The organism is Leisingera thetidis, assembly GCF_025857195.1.
Classification (GTDB): Bacteria; Pseudomonadota; Alphaproteobacteria; order Rhodobacterales; family Rhodobacteraceae; genus Leisingera; species Leisingera thetidis.
The window spans coordinates 75,649-98,119 of the sequence record NZ_CP109793.1 but is presented as its reverse complement, the minus strand read 5'-3'; the positions used below and the strand labels follow the sequence as shown (position 1 = coordinate 98,119).

Sequence of the window (22,471 nt, the reverse complement as noted above, 5' to 3'; positions counted from 1 at the left end):
AATGTCTGAACTTGTGAATTCCTTGCGCCAAACCTGGCGCTCTGCCCAGCTGTATATTGGTTTCCACCGGGACCAGAAAGGCGCGCGGCGCGCAGCCCCGAAGGTGTGGCCGCCGAAGAATGCCAGTGCGAGTATTCACAATGATCCAAGCGAACAGGAAGCCTTTGTTGTGGTCAGAAGCGCAGCAGGGGACACGGACCAGGACGTGCAAATCAAGCTGCGCCCGGACAAGATTGTCCTGCGCCGCGATTTCCCGGATGCCTGGAACGGGGTTCTGGTAACGGAAGATTCAGTAACAGTTGCGGTGGCGGGCATTTCGATCCGGATCAGCCATGATGGATCTATCACCCGCGAAAGCAGCAGCGAGACCACCTGGGTGGAGGCAGACGGATCTGTGCTGAAGAAGACAGAGTTCGCTGAGGCCAGCATCTCCGCCGACGGAGTGGATCTGGCACGCCGCACTTCCGATAGCATCGCAGCTGTTGGCAAAGATGGTATCATCGCAAAGGCTCGGTAGGGCGGGGAGTATCCCCGCAGCTTTGATATCTGCTCCAAAATGAGGGCAACTGGAAACAGCAGTTCCCGGCGCCAGAGCCTCAACCGGGAGGAACGCAGGCGGCTGCTGTCCGGGCCGGATTTGTTAACCGGAAACCTGCTACAGTCAGAGCCACCCCGGCATGTGTCCAGGGCATCCCGAGGTTTGGAGGGGCATTTGACTGTACATGGCGCACTCTTTTTTCTGACCGTATCCTGGGCCTCAATCTTCGGGGTCTGGTCAGGGCTTTTTGCGGCCGTTTATTTCCTCTTTTTGTGCGGCGTAAGATCGTGCGGTTTTTTCCGAAGTCTTGATCAGCTCTCAGTCTGGAGGCGAGGATAACAAGTTCAGAAACCGCCGCTCCAATTGTTCATCGCCGGGGGCGGGTACTAGACCGGCCGCCTGCATGTCGCATTCAGCGCCATCCTTCAGAAGCTCGGATAGCTGCCTTTTGCGCCATGAAGGTTTCCCATTTGCCTGTCTCCAGCCGACATTGAACTGGAATATCTGAACCGCGCTTCTGCAATGCCCGTGCGCTTATCACGGGTGGTTGGGCGGCGGTCCGGATCATTGCCCCAGCTGTGTCCAGTCTGTGCTCATAGGTGTTGCCTGAGCCGCCAGAGAGGCTGCTGTGATCCGCGCTGTTCCGGAGTCAAAGATCCTTTTCATCTGGTCACCGTAGAAAGTCCGAGTAATTGTCGCGCGGTTCCCGGAATATCCATGATAAGCAGACTTGCCCGATGCCAGCGGCAGGCCAGCCCAGATGCGCGCCAGGTTGTCCATGAACGCGGCTCGTGAAATCCGGCCAGACGCAAACTTCTGATACCCGGCGTCAGAGATCAGGAGAGCTGCCATACGGTTCTGCGTCTCCCGACTGAAGCGGGTTCCGTCAGGCAGGCCGAGGCGTTTCTGCAAGTTAAGCAAAGTCGAAGGTATGATCTGGAAATTACCGATGGCGTGGGGCTGTCCCGGCGTGCGGTCGATCCAGGTGTAGATATTCGCAAGAGACATTTGAGAGGGTTTCTTGCCTGGCCTCACCTTGGCGCCGTGGTGGATTGCGTCGTAGCGGCCGCCGGGAGCTTCAGCAAAGGCGATGAGGGCAAACAGCTTTTCGACACTGGAGCCGGAAGGCAGACGGAAGGAGGCTGGGGCAGGGGGCTGCTTTCCCGGCCGCGAGCGCTCAAAGGCATCGAGGGCAACCCACTCACTTTCCCTCGTGGCGAAGTTCCAGCCGCCTTGGGAAGAAGCCGAAGCCGAGGCCAGGCTTTCGCGGATTTCGGTGGTCTCTTTCAGGTCGAAGCTGCCGGAGCTGGACCAGTCGCCCGCGGGTGCCGCCACAGGAGCCAGGAGCGCGACCAGAAAGACCGTAAGGGCAGCCCTCACCCTCTGGCCGCGGCGGGAAATTGAGGCGCTAAGCGCCGCTCCACAGCCGGGCTCTTGGCTCAGCCCTCTCGAAGGGATCGGGCCAGCAACGCCCAATTCGGCCCCTTGGACCTCATGGAAGGTCCACACCTCACGCAGCAAAGCTGCCAAAACGCGTCTTCACATGTTCGGCCAGACGGCCATGGTTTCTTAGGAAAACAATGGGGAAATGTGGCTAGCCAAACGACGGATCCTTCCTAAAGCTGCAAGCTTCAGGAAAATTCCTAGCCCAAAATGGATGGCGGTTCTACCCCCAAAATTGATCCACACATTTGCGTCCAGCGATCTCAAATGGCACTTCGACAAAGCCAGAAGATGCCGTTCTGTTATATTCATTTTTGACTGTCAATTGGCTGCAGCCATTGAGTGACACCACGCTGTCAGAGCTGCAATACAGCGATTGCAAGCTACGCTCGGGGGCTGAACCGGGAGACGGGGATCAACCCCAAGACGGTTGTAACGTGGCGCAAAAGGGGGCAACTCCAAATCAACAGTTGGGCACGTTGATGGCCAACCCCCCTAGTGACGTTTCCTTGTAGGATTCGTGCATGTCTTGGCCAGTCTGCCACATGGTTTCGATCACGTCATCCAAATGGACAATGTGTTTCCCATCGCCATGAAGAGCGAGCGAAGCAGCAGCGAGGGCCTTGATGGCACCGAGGCCGTTTCTTTCGATGCAGGGGATCTGCACAAGCCCCTTGATCGGATCGCAGGTCATGCCGAGGTGATGTTCCAATGCAATCTCGGCGGCGTTTTCAATTTGCTCCGGTGTTCCTCCGCGCACTGCCGCTAACCCCGCTGCAGCCATTGCTGCTGCACTCCCAACCTCAGCTTGGCAACCGCATTCTGCACCACTAATTGAGGCATTGTGTTTGATCAGTCCCCCGATCGCAGCGGCCGTTAGAAAGAATTCCTGGACCGACCCCTTGGGCATTTCCTGCATGTGTTTTTGCCAGAACGCGATAACTGCTGGGATTACCCCAGCGGCTCCGTTCGTGGGAGCGGTCACGATGCGCCCTCCTGCGGCATTCTCCTCGTTGACGGCCATCGCATAGGAGATTACCCAATCTGTGTGGTTTTCGGGAAGCTTCTGGCTTGAATTCTGCCGGACCAGCAATTTCCCATGGAGAGCTTTTGCTCGCCTGCGGACATTTAACCCACCGGGGAGTATGCCGTCGTTCTCAAGCCCGTTGTCGATACAATCTTGCATGACTTTCCAGATCCTAGCGATCCCTTCCGTCACTTCGGTTTCCGACCTGTAGGCGCGTTCGTTTGCCATTTTTAGTTCAGAAATACTCAGGCCGGTTTCTGCGCACGTCTTCAGCATTTCAGCAGCGGTGGCAAAAGGGTAGGGTATTTCGTCGACCTTTTTGGCTTCAGTTTCGGCTTCGACCAATTCCTGCGCAGTCGCGACAAACCCGCCACCGACGGAATAATATTGTTCTCTGACCTTGACATGGCCGATTTCGTCGAGCGCCTCCAGAGTCAGCCCATTTGGATGCAGCGGCAAAGCCTTCTCAAAATCGAAAACGAGATCATTCTCTGGAGCGAAGCGAACTTCTCCGAAAGGTTCCAAAACAATCGTTTTTCGCGCCTTGATGGCTTCAAGCGCGCGTTCCGCCGGCTGTGCCGCGAAGGTTTCGGGTTCAAACCCAGCCAAGCCCAGAATAACTGCCCTGTCACTGCCGTGGCCTTTTCCGGTAAAAGCTAGTGAACCATGCAAAGTGGCTCTAAAGCGAGCTATGGGAACATTTTCGTTTTCTAGCTTGGAAAGGAAACGAGAAGCAGCAACCATGGGTCCCATCGTGTGCGATGAGGAGGGACCGATACCGATCTTGAAAATGTCAAATATAGACAGGAACATGTGCTTTGACCTCAGGATTCCACGCGGAACGGGGATCAGTTTTTCCTTTCAGTAGATGACGCCCCAAAAGGGCAGGGCCCTTAGTCTCAACGCTAAGTTGAGACCTGAATCCGTGCATTCGGAGCCGGGCCAATCGAATTGCGCATGGCAATTCTGGTTTCGATAAGGTGGCCTTCAACGGGCTTCTTTTGGGTTATTGCCGCCCATAACGTTTCAGCCGCAAGCTGACCCATTCTGGCTGCGGGTACCGCGATGGTCGTGAGCGGAGGGTCCAAGAGCTCCGCAAAATCGAAATCGTCGCATCCGATGATCGAAATGTCCTCGGGCACTCGCACGCCGCGGTTTCGGCACGCCTTGAGCGCGCCGATGGCGAAGACGTCGCTGTTGCAGATCACGGCAGTGGTCTCCGGGTATTCGTCCAGGATCTGCTCCATGGTACTGACGCCGCTGCGCATTTCATAAGTGTGCTTGTAAACACGGTCGGAACCGATCAGCCCATGACGCTCCAAGGTATCTCGATACGCAGCAATCCTTGCTCGTTGGCGGTCATTGCCATCGGTCATGCTTGCGATCATGGCATAGGATTTGTGACCGAGTTTGGCGAGGTGCTCGACAGCTTCAGCGAAGGCGCGGTAATTATCGAACCCAACTGCAGGAACGGTACTATCTGGCGGAGCGCTGTAAGTTGTTACTACAGGCAGACTGGCGTGGCGCACGAAATCCTTGAGCTTCGGATCTTCAACTTCTCCGACCAACAGAAGTGCTTCGGCGCCCCTGTCTACGAGTTGCCGCACGTCGTCGAACACATCGCGGTTGTCGAAACCGGTGGTGATGACGATGGTGGACGCCCCAAGCGTGGAAAGCGTCTTTTCAAATTCGTTCACCATCCGCGCAAAGATTGCGTAATCTAGCGTCGGTATGGCGGCGCCGACGATGTGGGTTCGCTGAGATCGCAAGGCGCGAGCCGCAGGATGTGGGCGATAATTCATCTCCGCGGCGATCTCGAAGATCTTCTGACGAACTTCTTCCTTGACCAATTCGGGTGAATTAAACGCCCGGGAAACTGTAGATTTCGAAACGCCAACCGCCTGAGCAACAGCTCTGACTCCGCTACCGGCACTGTCAGATTTCTTTCGTGTCACAACCTTGAACTCCTGTGTTCAAACCACTCTGCCACGGAAGATTCCTCTTGACAATAGCTAATGGGACCGTTTCCATGAAAACGTTCCCATAGGACGGGATTCGACCGTTCTTGGACGTAAGGCGTAGGGAATCGCGGTTCATCGAAACGTGCATCCGCCCCGGTTCCACGAGTTTCGTGGGAGCGTGAGTCAAAACAGAATATTGAGAGGTCAGAAAGTCATGCGCTGCTACAATCTTTGGATAAACGGCAAGGATGTACCTGCCATCGGTGGCAAAGCAGCGATCAGGAAATCCCCGGCACATGGCGCGGATCTTGCCTCCTTCGCGCTTGGCACCGCCGGCGATCTGAATGCGGCAGTTGCCGCCGCAAAGAGTGCCGAGGGCGCATGGGCCAACAGTGGCTGCATTGAGCGCGCAGCGCTCCTGACGAAGCTTGCTGATCTGATGGAGGCCAAACTCGACCAATTGGCCGAGATCGAAGCGGAGGAAGTCGGCAAACCGATCAAGGACGGATACGGTGAGCTTAGCCACTCCATCAATCTTACTCGATACGCGGCTGCTCTTGCCTGGGAAATCCCAGGCCGGGCGCAAACCCATCACGGCACGTCGGCACTTGGCATCGTATCCTACGAGCCGATTGGTGTTGTCGGAATGATCACACCTTGGAATTTTCCCGCAGTGACGCTGTTTCAGAAATTGCCTTATGCGCTTGCGGCAGGCTGCACGGTCGTCGTCAAACCCTCTGAAATGACCGCCGGAACCACGTTAGAGATCGCCAGGCTGGCGAAAGCAGCAGGCTTTCCCGACGGGGTCATCAATGTTGTCACCGGTAAAGGCAGCGTGGTCGGCAATGCGATGGTGGAGCATCCTGATGTCAACATGATCTCGTTTACCGGCTCGACCCCGGTCGGCCAGCAGATCGGCGAGAAATGCGCCCGTCAGGTAAAGCGTGCCGGTCTGGAACTCGGCGGCAAGGCGGCCAACATCGTGTTCGCCGACGCCGATCTTGACGATGCTCTGGACGGTGTGGTTTTGGGGACGATCCTAAACCAGGGCGAGGAATGTGTCGCCGGTACCAGACTTCTTGTCGAAAAGAGCATTGCCGAAGATTTCTCAGCCAAGCTGGCCGAGCGTATGTCAATGCTCCGCGTTGGACTGCCGCTGGACAAGGAAAGCGACATGGGTGCGATGATCCATGAAGACCACATGAACTCGGTGTTAGACCACATCGAAACCGCCAAAAAGGAAGGGGCAACAATCCTCTGCGGCGGCGGGCGTCTGACCGGCGGCGACTACGACAAAGGCTACTTCATCGCGCCCACCATCCTCGGAAATGTCACTCCCAAGATGACCTATTTCCGGGAAGAAGTTTTCGGTCCGGTCATTTCAATCACCACTTTTGAGACCGTGGACGAGGCCGTGGCGCTGGCCAACGATACTGAATACGGGCTCGGCAACGGCATGTGGACCAAGGATATCGATAAGGCCCACCAAGTCTCGAAGCGGCTGAAGTCCGGTACAGTCTGGGTGAATACATTTTTGGACGGAGCCCCGCAGATGCCCTTTGGCGGCTACAAGCGCTCCGGCTTGGGTCGCGAAAACGGAAAAGAGGGTTTGACTGAGTTCATGCAAGTCAAATCGACGTTCTTCCGACTTGGGAAACGGTCGAAATCGTTGCCACACACCGCGTGAACTGGATCGGCGGAGATCCAAAGATGACAATTGTTGGATACCCTTGCTTGGAACCCTTGGAACAGATGAGAAACACCATGAAAGTTAAATATGACTATGTTGTCATCGGATCCGGCTCCGCAGGATCTGTCATTGCCGCGCGTCTGGCAGAAGATCCGACGATCAACGTACTCCTTCTCGAAGCCGGGCCAAAAGACGATCACCTATACATCCGGATGCCGGCTGCACTTGGATTTCCACTGATGAACGACAGGTTCAACTGGTTTTATGATTCCGAGCCCGAACCTAATCTGAACAACAGAACCATCCATGAGGCGCGCGGGCGCGTTCTTGGCGGTTCGTCCTCGATCAACGGGATGAACTGGGTGCGCGCAAACCCCTGGGACTATGACAATTGGGCCAGCGCTGGCGTCGAGGGGTGGTCCTACGCAGACGTGCTTCCCTACTTCAAGAAAGCGGAAACCTTTGATCGCGGTGCCAATACCTATCGTGGTGCCAACGGGCCGATGCACGTTGAAACCTGCAAAGCCGAAAATCCGCTCTACCATGCCTTCCTCGAAGCCGGAAAACAGATGGGGCTGGAACATGTGAAGGACCACAACGGCTACAAGCAGGAAGGTGTTCACGTCACCCAGCGGAATGTCGGCAGTGGAATTCGCTTCAATACCCACTATGCATACATTCTCAACCAGCCACCTAAACCTAACCTCTATGTCCAGACAGGCGTACGGGTGAAAAGGATCGAAACCTCAAACAAACGCGCTGTTCGGGTCATAGCAGAATCGCCGTCTGGCGAAGTAAGCTATGAGGTAGAGCGTGAAGCCATCCTCTGTGCCGGTGCCATCAATTCACCTCAACTCCTGCAGTTGTCCGGGATAGGCGATGCTGATCATCTCAGGTCCGTCGGGGTCGGGGTGGTCAATCACCTGCCTGCAGTGGGCCAAGGTCTGAAGGATCATATCGCCGCGCCCGTCATGTACCGTGCTACTAAGAACGTGTCGGCGGCGAAAGAGTTGTCGTTCTTTGGAAAAGCGAAACTCGGAGCGCAATGGCTGTTTTTCAAAAAAGGGCTCGGGGCGACAAACTTCTTTGAAGTAGGGGCGTTTATGCGAGTGCGCGAAAGCGAGATCATTCCTGACGTCCAATTCGAGTTCGTGCCGATGTTAGGTGAGTTTCAGCACGGCAATGTGAAGCTGGAAAACGGATTTCAGTATTTTTTTAGCCTGATGCGGCCGAAGTCCGAAGGCAGGGTTTGGATCGACTCCCCCGACCCGATGAAGAACCCGAAATTCGTGTTCAACTTCTTTGACAATAGGGACGATCTCGACCTTGCTATTCTGGCCACCAAAGCCATCCGGGAAACTGTGGCACAGAGCGCTTGGGATGAGTTCCGCGGCGCGGAGGTGACGCCAGGCAAAGATGTTCGGACGGATGCCAACATCGAAGCTTGGCTTCGCAATACAGCCGGAACGAACTACCATCCCTGCTGCTCATGCCGTATGGGCAATGACCAGAACTCGGTTGTCGACAACATGGGCCGAGTTCACGGGGTAGAAGGGCTGCGTATCGTCGATGCCTCAATCATGCCTGAAATTGTCTCAGGCAACTTGAATGCACCAGTCATCATGATGGCAGAGCGCATCGCCGATGACATTCGCGGCCGCCCGCCGCTGCTTCCAGAGAAGGCCGATTATTACCTTGCAAACTGAAACCATACTCAAATGGGATATCATACGTCAGATCATGCAATCGTTCCCATCGGTTTTTCTCAATCCACGCGAACAATACGGAAACCAAAAATATGAAACTTTCCCGAATGATCAACGTGGTCGGTGCTCATGCCGAAGGAGAGCCGAACGAGGTGATCACCGGCGGCGTCCTGAACGTGCCGGGCAGCACCATGTTCGAAAAGGCGCGATGGCTCGAGAGTGAAGGCGATGATCTACGCGCCTTCCTGCTGCATGAACCGCGCGGCAAGGTCTCGCAATGCACCAACCTTGTGTTGCCTTCGAACCACCCAGAGGCGCAGGCCGGATACATTATTAGTGAGCCTGCGTCCTACCCGCCTATGTCCGGCACCAACACGATCTGCACCGCAACTGTGCTCTTGGAAACCGGCATGATTCCTATGGTCGAGCCGGTGACAAATGTGGTGCTTGAAGCCCCAGGAGGCCTGATCCGGATGCGGGCAACGTGCGAAAACGGCAAGGTTACATCGATCAGCTTCAAAAACCTGCCGGCGTTTGTTCTGCACCGGGATGAAGTTATCGAGGTAGAAAATCACGGCTCGCTGCGGGTCGACGTAGCCTATGGCGGAATGCTCTATGTCATCGTCGATGCCGCTGATTGTGGCTTTGCCATCGAACCGGATGAGGCGGCGGAATTGTCGTCTGTCGGCGAGAAGGTCAAGGCCGCGGCGGCGGAGCAGCTGCCATCGGTGCACCCCGAAAACCCCGAAATCCACACGGTGAACCAAACGCTTTGGGCGGGGCCGCTGCGCGAAGAAAACGGTGTCAAGACATCGCGAAACGGCGTCATCGTCTCACCCGGCCGCCTCGACCGGTCGCCCTGTGGAACCGGCACAACGGCCCGGCTGGCGCTGCTGCACGCCCGAGGAGACATCCAGAAGGACGAAGATTTCGTCCACGAATCCATTATCGGTACGAAATTCACCGGCCGCATCTTCGAAATCGGCCGGACGGGGGAGATCCCCGACGTGTCGGTCGAGATCACCGGCCGCGCCTGGATTACCGCCTTCCATCAATACGTCCTCGACCCTTCCGACCCGTTCCCAACCGGCTACACGCTGTCGGACACCTGGCCGGTGGCGTGAAATCCTACCTTCTTTTAAGGAGACTACAATGAACAAACCAACCGACTTCAAGGCAGCCGCCGCCGCGCTGAACTTCGAGACGCGCGCCTATATCGACGGGAAATTCGTCGATGCAGTGTCGGGCAAAACATTCCCGACGGTCAACCCCGCCACCGGCCAGGTCATCACAAATATCGCGTCATGCGATGCAGAGGATGTCGATCTTGCCGTTGCCGCCGCGCGCCGAGCTTTCGAAGCCGGGACCTGGGCGCACATGGCACCCGGCGACCGCAAGGCCGTGCTTCTGAAATTCGCCGACCTGATCGAAGAGAATATTGAGGAACTGGCCTTGCTGGAGTCGCTCGATGCCGGAAAACCGATCAACGACGCGCGCAATGTCGATTTGCCTGACTCCATTGCCACGCTGCGCTGGCACGCCGAAGCTACCGACAAGATCTATGACCAGATGTCGACCGCGCCACATGACGTGGTGTCGATGATCGTGCGCGAACCGATCGGCGTCGTAGGCGCGGTGATCCCTTGGAACTTCCCGCTTTTTGTCGCCATGTGGAAAATCGGCCCGGCGCTGGCGGGCGGCAATTCGCTGATCGTCAAGCCAGCAGAATTGACGTCCCTGTCGCTGCTCCGTGTGGCTCAGTTGGCCAACCAGGCGGGCATTCCGGATGGCGTCTTCAACGTGGTGCCGGGTCTCGGTCACGAAGCAGGGAAGGCAATCGGTCTCCACATGGACGTGGATTGCGTGAGCTTTACCGGCTCCGGCGAGGTTGGGCGTTACTTCTTGGAATATGCTTCCAAGTCGAACTTGAAGAAGATCATTCTCGAATGCGGCGGCAAGAGCCCTGCCATCGTCATGGACGATGTGAGGGATCTGGGACCGGTCATCGAGAACGTGGCCAACGGTATCTTGTTCTGCATGGGCGAAAACTGTTCAGCGGGTTCGCGGCTGATCGTTCAGGAGGGGATCAAGGATCGTTTGCTGGAAGAGCTGAAGTCCCATTTCGCAGAATGGACGGTCGGCGATCCGTTCGATGAGAACACCCGTGTTGGCACGATGATCGGAGAGAAGCACATGGAAAAGGTGCTTGGCATGATCGAGCGCGGCAAGTTTGAAGGCGCCGCGGTGACCTTTGGTGGCAAGCGCGTTCTGACGGAAACCGGCGGTTACTTCGTCGAGCCTACGATTTTTGAAGGTGTTACCAACGACATGACCATTGCCCGTGAAGAGATCTTCGGGCCGGTCCTATCGGTTATCACGGTCAAGGATGAAGCCGAAGCGGTGAGCATCGCCAATGACACCAGCTACGGGCTGGCGGCGGCGGTCTATACAGATGACCTGAACAGGGCACATCGCATGGCCAAGGCCATTCGGGCCGGAACCGTTTCGGTCAACTGCTACTCGGAAGGTGATTTTGCCGTGCCCTTCGGCGGATTCAAGGAATCCGGTTTCGGCGGCAAGGACAAGGGTCTGCACGCCCACGACCAGTACACCGAGCAAAAGGCGATCTGGATTCAGCTTCGCTAACCCAAGGCAAATTGCAGGGCGTGTCCGCGCCCCGCAATGAAAACGTTCCCAATGAAGAACGCCCCGAATGGGCAACAAAAGGAGACTACTATGAGCAATCTGCAAGGCGTTTGCGTTCCGATCTGCACGCCATTCACCAATAATGGCGCCGGCCTCGACCTCGATGCGTTCAAGGCCAATATCGACTCTCTGATCGAGAACGGGGTTCACATCATCGCGATCAACGGTGGCACCGGGGAATTCCCGTTCCTGTCGGAGGTCGAGAAGCGGGAATTGGCAGAGGTGGCCTGCAAGCACGCCGACGGCCGTGCAAAGGTGATCGTGCAGACCTCGGCCATCCGGACCGAAGATGCGGTCGAGAATTCGAAGCATGCCGAAGGCGTCGGCGCCGATGCGGTCCTGGTCCTGCCGCCCTATTTCGAAGGTCCGGGTGAAGAGGGCGTGCGCTGGCACTACGAACAGATCGCGGCCGCGATTAAGACCCCGATCATGGCCTACAACATCCCGGTCTTCACCCAGTTCGACATCACGCCGGAAATCTTCGCCCGGTTCTCGGAGATCGACGGCATCGACTACATCAAGGACTCGACGGCCGATCCCAGCCGGATCGAGAAACTGGCCGGGCAGGGAGCCAAGGTCTTCTGCGGCTGCGATTTCCTGAACTTCTTTGCACTGGTCAACGGTGCCGCGGGCCTGTTCACCGGCTCGGGCAACGTCGCCCCGGCGGAAGTGGTCCAATTGTGGAACCTGGTCCAGTCCAGCGAATACGGCAAGGCCGAGGAGGTCTGGAAAAAGCTCCAGCCGATCAGCCGGCTGCTGTGGACGCTACCATTCAACCCGGTCGCGAAGGCCGGAAGCGACATGACCGGTCGCAAGGTTGGCCTGTGCCGCATGCCGGTTCCGCCGCTCAAGGCCGACGAGATGAAGCTGGTCGAGCAGGCCGTCGCCGCGCTTTCCGCCTGATCCCAAGCCGACAAACCCCGGGTCGCACCCAGTGCGGCCCGGGCACTCGAAAAGAGAATCCTGGCATGATCCACGAAACCAGTATCTCAACCGATTTGCCCGCCGAGGCCAGACGCCGCCTGACAAGCGAGCCGGTGATGGTCGTCGACCTGGCCGCCATCCGCCGGAATTTCCAAGCCCTGGCGCGAATGGCGCAAGGCTCTTGCGCGGCCATCGTGAAGGGCGATGCCTATGGGCATGGAATGGTTGAATCCGCGCGGACGCTGCTGGCCGCCGGAGCCGAGTTGTTCTTTACCGCCCGGTTCGAGGATGCCTTGGTCTTGCGAAATACGCTGGGGCAGGGACCGCGCATCGCGGCACTCGATGGCGTGACAGAGGACGGCATGAAAGAAGCCGTGGCGCAGGACATCATTCCCGTGGTGAATTCGCGCGAGCAATTGCAAACGGCCTCCGACGCGGCAATCCGGCAAGGCGCGCCTCTTGCCGCCTTCGTACATCTGGACACGGCCATGAATCGTCTGGGCCTGGCACCCGATGACGATGATCTGGCACTGCCTCTGCTGAAGAACTTGGACGTCCAGGCCTACATGACTCATTTCGCGTCGGCGGACGATGTGGATCTAGACCTCTGTCGCCTACAGGCCGAAAGGCTGCGTGACCGCGCGTCCAGGTTTCCCGAAGCCCCGCTCTCAATCGCAAACTCCTGCGGCGTTTTTCTGGGGCAAGAGTTCCATGGCCATATCATCCGCCCCGGGAAATCCACCTTCGGAATCAATCCTCTGGCCGACGCCGCCAACCCGCTTCATGAGCCGGCAACGGTTCTGGCGCCGGTCGTCCAGATCCGGACGCTGTGCAAGGGCGATCCGGTGGGCTATTCCTGCACATGGCACGCCCCCGAAACCCGGCGCGTGGCCATCCTCGCGATTGGCTATGCCAATGGCTATCTGCGCGGCAACAGCAATCTCGGGCACGTAGCGTTCGGGGATCGGATTGCGCCTGTCGTCGGCCGGGTTTCGATGGATTTGACCGCCGTCGATATTTCGGCGCTGCCGGAAAGCACAGTGCATGTCGGCTCCATGGCCGAGATTGTCGGCAAGACAATAAACTACCGTTCTCTGGCCAATACCGTCGGCACAAATGAACATGAGGCGATCATCGCACTTGGCCGGGGATGTTACCGCACCTATGTCGGAGGAGACGCCGTTGCCTGACCTACAAATCTCTCGAAAACTGCCTCTGGACACCCGTCCGAAACTGTTCTTTTGCGATGTCGACAGGACATTGCTGACGCATGATCACAAGCTCCTGCCAACGGTCTCCGCCGCCATGCGCGGACTTGACGCCATCGACCTGCCCATCATTCTTGCGTCGGCACGTTCTCCGGTCGGGGTCGAGCGCGTTCATGCGGAGGTGGGCGCGTCGGACATGGTTTGCTGCTTCAACGGCGCCTGGATCGGCAACTTGCGCAATCGGGAGACGCTCAGAGAAAATCGATTGGACCGCGATTTTGCGCTGGAAGCCATGTCGGTGGTCCATTCTGCCGGCGGCAGCCCGATCTGGTTCGATCTGACCTGTGGCTATGTCCTGACGCCCGATGAACAGGTTGCGAGACGACGGACCGATGTGACCGGGGATGACCTTGCGCTGATCCGGTCCCCGGAAGATGCGCCCGGCGCCCCATTCAAGCTATTGGCGACGTTTCCCGCGGGCCGTATCTCCGATGCCGTCCAGTCATTGTCCCTCACCTTCGCTAACAAATTGACCGTCGCCCAATCCGGTCCGAACCTTGTCGAGCTTGTTTCCCCGGATACGCGGAAAGACCTGGCCGCAGCCTTTCTGGCGGACGCGCGCGCCATTGCCGTTGGCGATGTGGTTGTCGCGGGGGACTCGGATAACGATCTCGAAATGCTGCGATGGGCCGGTTTGGCCATCACGGTTGCCAATGCAAAGCCGCATATCCAGAGCGCGGCGGATATCGTTGCGCCGTCCTGCGACGACGGCGGGTTGGCGATTGCCCTCGAGTGGCTTGTCCAACAGGTTTTGCAATTAAGTGCTGAAGAGGTCCGAGCGCAGGCATGACCGAATTCAAGAAGATCCTGATCGCGAACCGCGGAGAGATTGCCATCCGGGTGATGCGCGCCGCGAACGAGATGGGCAAACGCACCGTTGCCGTCTTTGCCGAAGAGGACAAGCTGGGCCTGCACCGCTTCAAGGCGGATGAGGCTTATCGCATCGGCGAAGGCATGGGGCCGGTCGCGGCCTATCTGTCGATCGACGAGATCATCCGGGTCGCCAAGGACTGCGGCGCGGATGCGATTCATCCGGGCTATGGCCTGCTGTCCGAGAACCCGAAATTCGTGGACGCCTGCGTCAAGAACGGCATCACCTTCATCGGCCCCAAGGCCGAGACCATGCGCGCGCTTGGCGACAAGGCCAGCGCGCGCAAGGTGGCGATTGCCGCCGACGTGCCGGTGATCCCGGCGACAGAGGTGCTGGGCAACGACATGGACGCCATCCGCAAGGAGGCGGCCGAGATAGGCTATCCGCTGATGCTCAAGGCGTCCTGGGGCGGCGGCGGGCGCGGCATGCGGCCGATCCTGTGCGAGGACGAGTTGGAGGAGAAGGTGCTGGAAGGCCGCCGCGAGGCGGAGGCCGCGTTCGGCAACGGCGAGGGGTATCTGGAAAAGATGATCACCCGCGCCCGCCATGTCGAGGTGCAGATCCTGGGCGACAAGCATGGCGAGATCTATCACCTGTACGAACGCGACTGCTCGGTCCAGCGCCGCAACCAGAAGGTCGTGGAACGCGCCCCTGCCCCCTATCTGAGCGAGGCGCAGCGCGCCGAGATCTGCGACTTGGGCCGCCGCATCTGCGCCCATGTGAATTATGAATGCGCGGGCACGGTCGAGTTCCTGATGGATATGGAAACGGGCAGGTTCTACTTCATCGAGGTGAACCCCGCGTGCAGGTCGAACACACCGTCACCGAGGAAGTGACCGGCATCGACATCGTGCAGGCGCAGATCCTGATCGCCGAAGGCAAGACGCTGGCCGAGGCCACCGGTATGGCGTCGCAGGACGATATCAAGCTCAACGGCCACGCTCTGCAAACCCGGATCACCACCGAGGACCCGCAAAACAACTTCATCCCCGATTATGGCCGCATCACCGCCTATCGCTCGGCCACCGGCATGGGCATCCGTCTGGACGGCGGCACGGCTTACGCGGGCGGGGTGATCACGCGGTATTACGACTCGCTGCTGACCAAAGTGACGGCCTGGGCGCCGACGCCGGAAAAGGCGATTTCACGCATGGACCGCGCGCTGCGCGAGTTCCGCATCCGGGGCGTCAGCACCAACATCGACTTCGTCATCAACCTGCTGAAACACCCGATCTTCCTGTCGAACGAATATACCACCAAGTTCATCGACACGACGCCCGAACTGTTCACCTTCAAGAAGCGGCGCGACCGCGGCGCAAGGTTCTGACCTATATCGCCGACATCACGGTGAACGGGCATCCCGAGACCAAGGACCGGCCGCCGCCGCGCCGATCTGAAAGAGCCCAAGCCCCGGCGAAGAAGGCCGAGCAGCAGATGGGCACCCGCAACCTGCTGGAGCAGAAGGGCCCGCAGGCGGTCGCCGACTGGATGAAGGCGCAGCGGCAGCTTCTGATCACCGACACCACCATGCGCGACGGGCACCAGTCGCTGCTGGCGACGCGGATGCGCTCGATCGACATGATCCGGGTGGCGCCGACCTATGCCGCCAACCTGCCGCAGCTGTTCTCGGTCGAATGCTGGGGCGGCGCGACCTTCGACGTGGCCTATCGCTTCTTGCAGGAATGCCCCTGGCAGCGGCTGCGCGACCTGCGCGAGGCGATGCCCAACCTGATGACGCAGATGCTGCTGAGGGGCAGCAACGGGGTAGGCTACACCAACTATCCCGACAACGTGGTGCGGGAATTCGTGCGCCAGGCGGCGACCGGCATCGACGTGTTCCGCGTCTTCGACTCGCTCAACTGGGTCGAGAATATGCGAGTGGCGATGGATGCGGTGATCGAGAACAACAAGATCTGCGAAGGCACCGTCTGCTATACCGGCGACATCATGGACCCGGACCGGGCCAAGTACGACCTGAAATACTATGTCAACACGGCCAAGGAGTTGCGCGACGCAGGCTCCCCACATCCTCGGCCTCAAGGACATGGCGGGCCTGTTGAAGCCGGCCGCCGCCAAGGTGCTGATCCGGGCGCTGAAGGAAGAGGTGGGCCTGCCCATCCACTTCCACACCCATGACACCGCCGGCGTGGCCTGCGCCACCATCCTCGCCGCTTCAGAGGCGGGCGTGGACGCGGTGGATTGCGCGATGGACAGCTTCTCGGGTAACACGTCGCAGGCGACGCTGGGCACCGTGGTTGAGGCGCTGCGCCACACCGACCGCGACACCGGGCTCGACATCAAGGCGATCCGCGAGATCTCCGACTATTTCGAGGCGGTGCGCGGGCAATACGCGGCGTTTGAGAGCGGCCTTCAGGCCCCGGCGTCGGAGGTCTATCTGCACGAGATGCCGGGCGGGCAGTTCACCAACCTCAAGGCGCAGGCGCGTTCACTGGGGCTGGAGGAACGCTGGCACGAGGTGGCGCAGATGTATGCCGACGTGAACCGGATGTTCGGCGACATCGTCAAGGTCACGCCGTCTTCGAAGGTGGTGGGCGACATGGCGCTGATGATGGTGAGCCAGGGTCTGACCCGCGAGCAGGTCGAGGATCCGAATGCCGACGTGGCCTTCCCCGACTCGGTCATCGACATGATGCGCGGCAATCTGGGCCAGCCGCCGGGCGGTTTCCCCGACAAGATCATCCGCAAGGTGCTGAAGGACGAGGCGCCCAACACCGAGCGCCCCGGCAAGCACCTGCCCGCCGTCGATCTGGAAGCGACCCGCACCGAGCTGTCCAGGCAGCTTGATGGCAAGCAGGTCGATGACGAGGACCTGAACGGCTATCTGATGTATCCCAAGGTCTTCCTCGACTACATGGGCCGTCACCGGACCTATGGCCCGGTGCGCACCCTGCCGACGCGGACGTTCTTCTACGGCATGGAGCCGGGCGAGGAGATCACCGCCGAGATCGACCCCGGCAAGACGCTTGAAATCCGTTGCCAGGCCATCGGCGAGACCGACGAGAGCGGCGAGGTCAAGGTGTTCTTCGAACTGAACGGCCAGCCGCGGGTGATCCGGGTGCCGAACCGGCTGGTCAAAGCCTCGACCATCCAGCGGCCCAAGGCGGAAGCGGGCAACGCGAACCACGTGGGCGCGCCGATGCCGGGCGTCGTGGCCACGGTCGCCGTCAGCGCCGGTCAGGTGGTCAAGGAAGGCGACATGCTGCTGACCATCGAGGCGATGAAGATGGAAACCGGCATCCACGCCGAGCGCGACGCAACGGTCAAGGCCGTCCACGTCCAGCCGGGTGGCCAGATCGACGCAAAGGACCTGCTGGTGGAGCTGGATAGCGCGTAATGGGCTCTGATGATGCGACCGCCCCACGGCGGCATCAATGTACCAACGTGGGTCTGCAATGTAAGACCGTATGTCCTTTTGCGGCTGCCCGTGACGGGGGGGAGCCCTACACTGGCGGCTTTCAACGAGGGTTCCTCGGAGAGCAGAGCTTCAAGCCAGGAGGACGAACCATGGTCGAGAATATCGAACTTTTCATCGGTTTGGATGTCTCGAAGGACAGCCATTTGTCCTTGGGCAATCTCACGTCGCAGAAATTCGCAAGGCTTTGTTGCGTAAATGCCGGGGGGGGGGGATTCATCTTGTGAATCCAGCATGGTAGCTGGTCATCATGAACAGACCCATCCCGCCGAGCTACAAGACTAAGAACTGGCCGGCCTACAACGAAGCGCTGAAGCAGCGTGGCTCCCTGACGATCTGGTTCGATCCGGACATGGCGTGGGTGCCGACACCCACCGGTAAGCGAGGCAGGCAGCCGCAGTATAGCGATGCCGCCATCCAGACCTGCCTCTCCATGAAGGTGCTGTTCGGCATGGCGCTGCGGCAGACGACCGGGTTCGTCGAGAGCCTGTTGCGCTTGGTCGGCCTCGACTGGTCGGTGCCCGACTTTAGCACGCTCAGCCGCCGACAAAAGACCCTCGCCGTCAACATCCCATATCGGGGCTCCAAGGGCCCGCTGCACCTACTGATCGACAGTACCGGCATCAAGGCAGAGGGCGAAGGCGAATGGCACGCCCGCAAGCATGGTGGCCCGAAACGCCGTTTGTGGCGCAAGATCCACATCGGCGTCGATGAGCAAACGCTGGAGATCCGGGCCATCGAGATCACCGGTAGCAATGTCGGCGACGCGCCCATGCTGCCCGAACTGCTCAGCCAGATCCCGGCTGATGTGGAGATCGGCTCGGTCACCGCAGACGGGGCGTATGACACGCGCAAATGTCATGACGCCGTCGCCGATCGGGGCGCCCATGCCGTCATTCCGCCCCGCAGGAATGCCAAGCCGTGGAAGCCGTCAACTGGGGGCGCCATCGCACGGAACGAAGCACTGCGCGCAACAAAATACCTCGGCCGCGCAATCTGGCGAAAGTGGAGCGGATACCACCGCCGAAGCCGCGCCGAGACGAAGATGCATTGCGTGAAGCTGCTGGGGCAGAGCCTCATGGCACGAGACTTCGATCGCCAGGTCGCCGAACTCCAGATCCGCGCCGCCGTGCTGAACGGCTACACCGCGCTTGGCATACCTGTCACAGAGCCCATGGGATAAATGCGTCTGGGGAAAGGGGAAGTCCGGGCTTCACGCTATTTGCGCAACATGTATAACCGCCCCTTGCGCAAGAGGGTTTTGGAGCAATTTGGCGCGGTGTCGGGTGCTGACATGTATCCGGCCTCGTGATGCGGCCATCGTCATGCCGCGGGCCCGCATGGTGTTCGCGGGTCGGAACCAAATCAAAGCCGCGTGCTCGATGGCACTCTGTTGCACTCTGGTTCTTCCGACCCCGTCTCACGACCGTTGCGCCAAGCTGCTCTCAGCCCTCCTCCGCTCCGACGACCTCGCGACCGCTGGCGGACCTTACGCCGCCATGGCCGGAGCCCGGTAGATATCACCGCTCTTCATCAGCGCCCAGACGATCCGCGCCATTTTGTTGGCGAGGGCGACCCGGACCAGCATCGTCGGCTTCCGCTCCAGCATTCCCGCCAACCACGTTCCCGGACGAGCCGAAGCGTGGCAATGCCGCTTGATGATAACGCTGTTGGCCCCGATGATCAGCAACCGGCGCAAAGAGCGCTCGCCCATCTTTGTCGTGGCGCCGAGCCTCTGCTTGCCGCCTGTCGAGTGCTGCCGCGGCGTGAGGCCGAGCCATGCCGCGAAGTCTCGTCCCCTCCGGAAAGCTTCCGGCGGCGGAGCCAGAGTGGCGATGGCCGTGGCGATCAACGGGCCGATGCCGGGGATCGTCATCAGGCGCCGGGCAACCTCATCCGTCTTGGCTCGCCGGTCGATCTCGGCATCCAAGGTCTCGATCTGACTGTCGAGCTGGGCAAGCGTTGCAGTCAGGACCGTCAGGGAGGCCCGCGCCGTGGCGGGCAGGCCTGAGGCCTCGTCTGCGACAAGGGCGACCAGGCGCCGGGCATTCGTCGCACCCTGTGGCACGACCCAGCCGTACTCGGTGAGGTGTCCGCGGAGCGCGTTGATGGCCTAGGTGCGCTGCCGGATGAGCAATTCTCGGACGCGGAAGACGCTGGCCGCCCCTTGCGTTTCCTCGCTCTTCACCGGCACGAAGCGCATATTCGGTCTCTGCGCCGCCTCGCAGATAGCCTCAGCGTCCGCCACGTCATTTTTTTGCCGCTTGATGAAGGGCTTCACATAGGCGGGCGGGATGAGTTTGATGTCGTGACCGAGCTTGGCCAGCTCCCGACCCCAGAAATGCGCGCCCCCGCAGGCCTCCATCGCCACCACGCAGGGCGGCAACTTAGCGAAGAATTCAAGCACTTGGGCCCTTCTGAGCTTCTTGCGTAAAACAGCACTGCCTTTGCTGTCAGCACCATGGACCTGGAACACATTCTTCGCCAGATCCAGTCCGACCGTGATAATCTCCGACATGACCGCCTCCCAATATGGATTGTTGCGATCCCACCTTGGCACACCGATGCCGTCGGGGGGCGGTTACAGCATCAAAGCCAATTCGCAATGAAACCGACACTGGAAACCAGGGTCGCATGAGGCGAGAGATCAACCGACGGATTTCCCCGAAAGCTGGAGGGAAATCAAGCTTCAGATCACTTTGTGCAAACAACGGTGCAAGTATATTGACGCGACCAGCAAGGCACCTTGTCTTTCACTGTGCTGCTTCCACCCTCAGCGCCGCAAGCAGATCGTGAAATCGGTCGCCTTGTATCAGAACATGATCCCGCATTGCCTTATCTGCAGCCTTGTCGTCGCCGTTGCGAATTGCGGCAACGACTGCATCGTGTTCCTTGAATGACCGCTTTACCCGGTTGCGGACTTGCAGCTGTATTCGGCGATAGGGTTGAAGCATCGAATGCAGGCGCATGGCCTCTTGCGCAAGAAAGGCATTATGAGACGCTCTGTAGATGCAGCGATGAAATGCCGAGTTGGCAACATAGTATTCGTCGAAGCGCTCTTCCTCTGCCAGTTGGCGGGTGGCTTCGTGCTTTTCTTCAAGTTCCGCCAGTTCCTCGTTTGTAATTCGCCGGGCGGCGAGGCGCGCGCAGGTCGCTTCCAATTCTGCCATTGCTTCGAACCGTTCGGTCAGCTCTTCCATGCTCCATTCAGCGACAAAGGTACCTTGCTTGGAGTGGATGCGGACCAGGCCCGAAGCTTCAAGTTGCTGAAGCGCATCGCGAATTGGTGTGCGGGAACAATTGAACTCGCGAGCCAGCCGTTCCGGGTCTAGGCGAGCCCCGGGCGAGTACTGGCCATTGATGATGGCGTTCTCAAGCGTTTCCCGGATGTGAGCCGTGTTCGACTTGCGTACCAATCGCAATGCTCCTTTCAATCTTTTCAAAGAACATAGAAGGTCCTGGGTGAAAAATCCAGAACCGTTTTTGTTATATACAACATAGTCTTTCGGGTGTATAAGACGCAGAAGCCATCGGGAGACAGAGGTCATGACGGGTTCCAACATCGCATTGCTGAGCGACCTTTTCCAAAGCATCGCAGATCGTATGGGCCTGAAGATAGCCAAGCAAACGTCGACGCAAACAGCCGAAACCAGGCTTGTCAACGGTTGTGCGCAACTGATGCTGCCGGGCGGCGAAGCATCGCGGATGGCCGTGGCCGGCCAAGCGCTCGCAGCCTATGCCGAACTCGACGACGCCGCCAAATCGCGTTTCTTTCGGCTGCTTCTGGACGAATACAGCGCCGACCCAGATGCTCTGAAGGTCGCGTACTTGACCTGGGGAGGCTGGCCAATCGGAAACCGCACTGGTAGACTTGTTCAGAGCCGTGGAGCCTAGGCGGCAGGAGTTGCTGCGCATGCTCAACCACCCGCCCGGCGGCACAATCCAATTGGTCAGGATGCGTCAGGACCTGCTCCGGATGATGCGCTCAGAGCCAGATCTGGCGCCATTGGATAGCGATTTCTGTCATCTGCTCACGTCCTGGTTCAACCGCGGCTTCCTGGTGATGCGCCGGATCGACTGGAACTCACCGGCTGCGATCCTGGAAAAAGATCGTCGCCTACGAGGCCGTACATCAAATCAGGGACTGGAACGATCTTCGACGCCGTCTCGAGCCGTTCGACCGCCGCTGTTACGGCTTCTTCCATCCCGCGACCGGCGATGAGCCACTTATCTTTGTCGAGGTAGCGCTGTGCAAAGGAATTCCGGACGCCATCATGCCGCTGTTGTCCCTCGACAGCTCCGCTTCCAGCGACGCCCCCGATACGGCGGTTTTCTATTCGATCAGCAATTGCCAGCCGGGCCTCAAGGGTGTGTCGTTTGGCAATTTTCTCATCAAGCAGGTGGTTAGCAACCTTTCGCAGGAATTGACAGACATTCGGACCTTTGTGACCTTGTCGCCGGCTCCCGGATTTGCCGGCTGGCTCAACACCCAGGACGACACTGGAGCGCAGGAACTGGCCGCGCAATTGGCCGCCGGAGCATGGCAAAACGACGCGGCCCTGTGCGAGGGTCTTGAGCCCCAGGTCCAGTATTGGGCGGCGCGATACGTTGTCCATGGCAAGACCGCGGCCGGCGCGCCCGTGGATCCGGTGGCGCGCTTTCATCTGGGCAACGGCGCCTCGGCGTATCGGGTCAATTGGCCTGCGGACTTGGCGAAAGGCGCGCTGGAGCGCGCACACGGCGTGATGATCAACTACCTCTACGAGCTGGACGAGATCGAATCCCGACACGAGTCCTTCGCGAACGAAGGCAGCATCGCCTGCGGCCCCTCCATGCGGCGCGCCTTGCGGAGCCATCGGGGGCGCAGCTGCCTGATCGATCCGTCACACCCATACTCCATCTGA

The 22,471-nt window shown here is 59.3% G+C and carries 16 protein-coding genes and 3 pseudogenes; 14 read left to right on the top strand and 5 right to left on the bottom strand.

Annotated elements, in window-relative coordinates; genetic code table 11:
• The first annotated feature begins 1 nt into the window (after position 1).
• Positions 2 to 517 (top strand): hypothetical protein, encoded by a 516-nt coding sequence (locus OKQ63_RS25780; RefSeq protein ID WP_264214720.1) that lies wholly within the window; start codon positions 2 to 4, stop codon positions 515 to 517.
• Positions 518 to 1,102: 585 nt separating this feature from the next.
• On the opposite strand, the gene OKQ63_RS25775 is transcribed toward OKQ63_RS25780, so the two are convergent.
• Positions 1,103 to 2,068: a lysozyme family protein gene (locus OKQ63_RS25775; RefSeq protein ID WP_264214719.1), complete on the bottom strand. Its 966-nt coding sequence runs from the start codon at positions 2,066 to 2,068 to the stop codon at positions 1,103 to 1,105.
• Positions 2,069 to 2,348: 280 nt separating this feature from the next.
• Between OKQ63_RS25775 and OKQ63_RS26295 the strand changes: the two are divergent.
• Positions 2,349 to 2,443: pseudogene (locus tag OKQ63_RS26295) on the top strand (IS481 family transposase); the annotation flags it as partial.
• A 1-nt stretch (position 2,444) separates the two neighbouring features.
• On the opposite strand, the gene OKQ63_RS25770 reads toward OKQ63_RS26295, so the two are convergent.
• Complete coding sequence (locus tag OKQ63_RS25770; protein WP_264214718.1) at positions 2,445 to 3,821, bottom strand: L-serine ammonia-lyase; 1,377 nt, start codon at positions 3,819 to 3,821, stop codon at positions 2,445 to 2,447.
• Between the two features lie 92 nt (positions 3,822 to 3,913).
• Positions 3,914 to 4,963 carry a LacI family DNA-binding transcriptional regulator gene (locus OKQ63_RS25765; protein ID WP_264214717.1) on the bottom strand — a complete coding sequence of 350 codons (1,050 nt, stop codon included), beginning with the start codon at positions 4,961 to 4,963 and terminating at the stop codon, positions 3,914 to 3,916.
• Between the two features lie 220 nt (positions 4,964 to 5,183).
• Between OKQ63_RS25765 and OKQ63_RS25760 the strand changes: the two genes are divergently transcribed.
• From OKQ63_RS25760 to OKQ63_RS25720, 9 genes and pseudogenes are all read left to right on the top strand, one after another.
• Positions 5,184 to 6,656, top strand: coding sequence for an aldehyde dehydrogenase family protein (locus tag OKQ63_RS25760; RefSeq protein ID WP_264214716.1), 1,473 nt, complete (start codon positions 5,184 to 5,186; stop codon positions 6,654 to 6,656).
• 77 nt (positions 6,657 to 6,733) lie between these two features.
• Entirely contained in the window at positions 6,734 to 8,365 is a 1,632-nt protein-coding gene (locus OKQ63_RS25755; RefSeq protein WP_264214715.1) for a choline dehydrogenase, read from the top strand.
• 92 nt (positions 8,366 to 8,457) lie between these two features.
• Positions 8,458 to 9,489, top strand: coding sequence for a proline racemase family protein (locus tag OKQ63_RS25750; RefSeq protein WP_264214714.1), 1,032 nt, complete (start codon positions 8,458 to 8,460; stop codon positions 9,487 to 9,489).
• Positions 9,490 to 9,517: 28 nt separating this feature from the next.
• Positions 9,518 to 11,011: an aldehyde dehydrogenase gene (locus OKQ63_RS25745; protein WP_264214713.1), complete on the top strand. Its 1,494-nt coding sequence runs from the start codon at positions 9,518 to 9,520 to the stop codon at positions 11,009 to 11,011.
• Between the two features lie 90 nt (positions 11,012 to 11,101).
• Positions 11,102 to 11,974 (top strand): dihydrodipicolinate synthase family protein, encoded by an 873-nt coding sequence (locus OKQ63_RS25740; RefSeq protein ID WP_264214712.1) that lies wholly within the window; start codon positions 11,102 to 11,104, stop codon positions 11,972 to 11,974.
• 65 nt (positions 11,975 to 12,039) lie between these two features.
• The gene (gene alr / locus OKQ63_RS25735; RefSeq protein ID WP_264214711.1) at positions 12,040 to 13,185 is read left to right on the top strand and encodes an alanine racemase; all 1,146 of its coding nucleotides are present in this window, start codon (positions 12,040 to 12,042) and stop codon (positions 13,183 to 13,185) included.
• On the top strand, positions 13,178 to 14,053 hold the full coding sequence (locus tag OKQ63_RS25730) for an HAD-IIB family hydrolase (RefSeq protein ID WP_264214710.1): 876 nt from the start codon (positions 13,178 to 13,180) through the stop codon (positions 14,051 to 14,053). The genes alr and OKQ63_RS25730 overlap by 8 nt, the downstream gene beginning before the upstream one ends.
• Positions 14,050 to 17,489: pseudogene (locus OKQ63_RS25725) on the top strand (pyruvate carboxylase). The gene OKQ63_RS25730 and the pseudogene OKQ63_RS25725 overlap by 4 nt, the downstream one beginning before the upstream one ends.
• A gap of 328 nt (positions 17,490 to 17,817) precedes the next feature.
• On the top strand, positions 17,818 to 18,750 hold the full coding sequence (locus OKQ63_RS25720) for an IS5 family transposase (protein ID WP_264214709.1): 933 nt from the start codon (positions 17,818 to 17,820) through the stop codon (positions 18,748 to 18,750).
• A 306-nt stretch (positions 18,751 to 19,056) separates the two neighbouring features.
• Here the strand turns inward: OKQ63_RS25720 and OKQ63_RS25715 are convergent.
• A pseudogene (locus OKQ63_RS25715) lies at positions 19,057 to 20,085 on the bottom strand (IS110 family RNA-guided transposase).
• A 235-nt stretch (positions 20,086 to 20,320) separates the two neighbouring features.
• Positions 20,321 to 21,115 carry a GntR family transcriptional regulator gene (locus tag OKQ63_RS25710; RefSeq protein WP_264214708.1) on the bottom strand — a complete coding sequence of 265 codons (795 nt, stop codon included), beginning with the start codon at positions 21,113 to 21,115 and terminating at the stop codon, positions 20,321 to 20,323.
• Between OKQ63_RS25710 and OKQ63_RS25705 the strand changes: the two genes are divergently transcribed.
• From OKQ63_RS25705 to OKQ63_RS25695, 3 genes are read left to right on the top strand one after another with little or no spacing between them, the layout of a single operon-like run.
• Complete coding sequence (locus tag OKQ63_RS25705) at positions 21,114 to 21,461, top strand: hypothetical protein (protein WP_264214707.1); 348 nt, start codon at positions 21,114 to 21,116, stop codon at positions 21,459 to 21,461. The two genes, OKQ63_RS25710 and OKQ63_RS25705, sit on opposite strands and share 2 nt — an antisense overlap.
• Entirely contained in the window at positions 21,451 to 21,789 is a 339-nt protein-coding gene (locus OKQ63_RS25700; RefSeq protein ID WP_264214764.1) for a malonyl-CoA decarboxylase, read from the top strand. Before OKQ63_RS25705 ends, OKQ63_RS25700 begins: the two co-directional genes overlap by 11 nt.
• On the top strand, positions 21,677 to 22,471 hold the full coding sequence (locus OKQ63_RS25695; protein WP_350356328.1) for a malonyl-CoA decarboxylase domain-containing protein: 795 nt from the start codon (positions 21,677 to 21,679) through the stop codon (positions 22,469 to 22,471). Before OKQ63_RS25700 ends, OKQ63_RS25695 begins: the two co-directional genes overlap by 113 nt.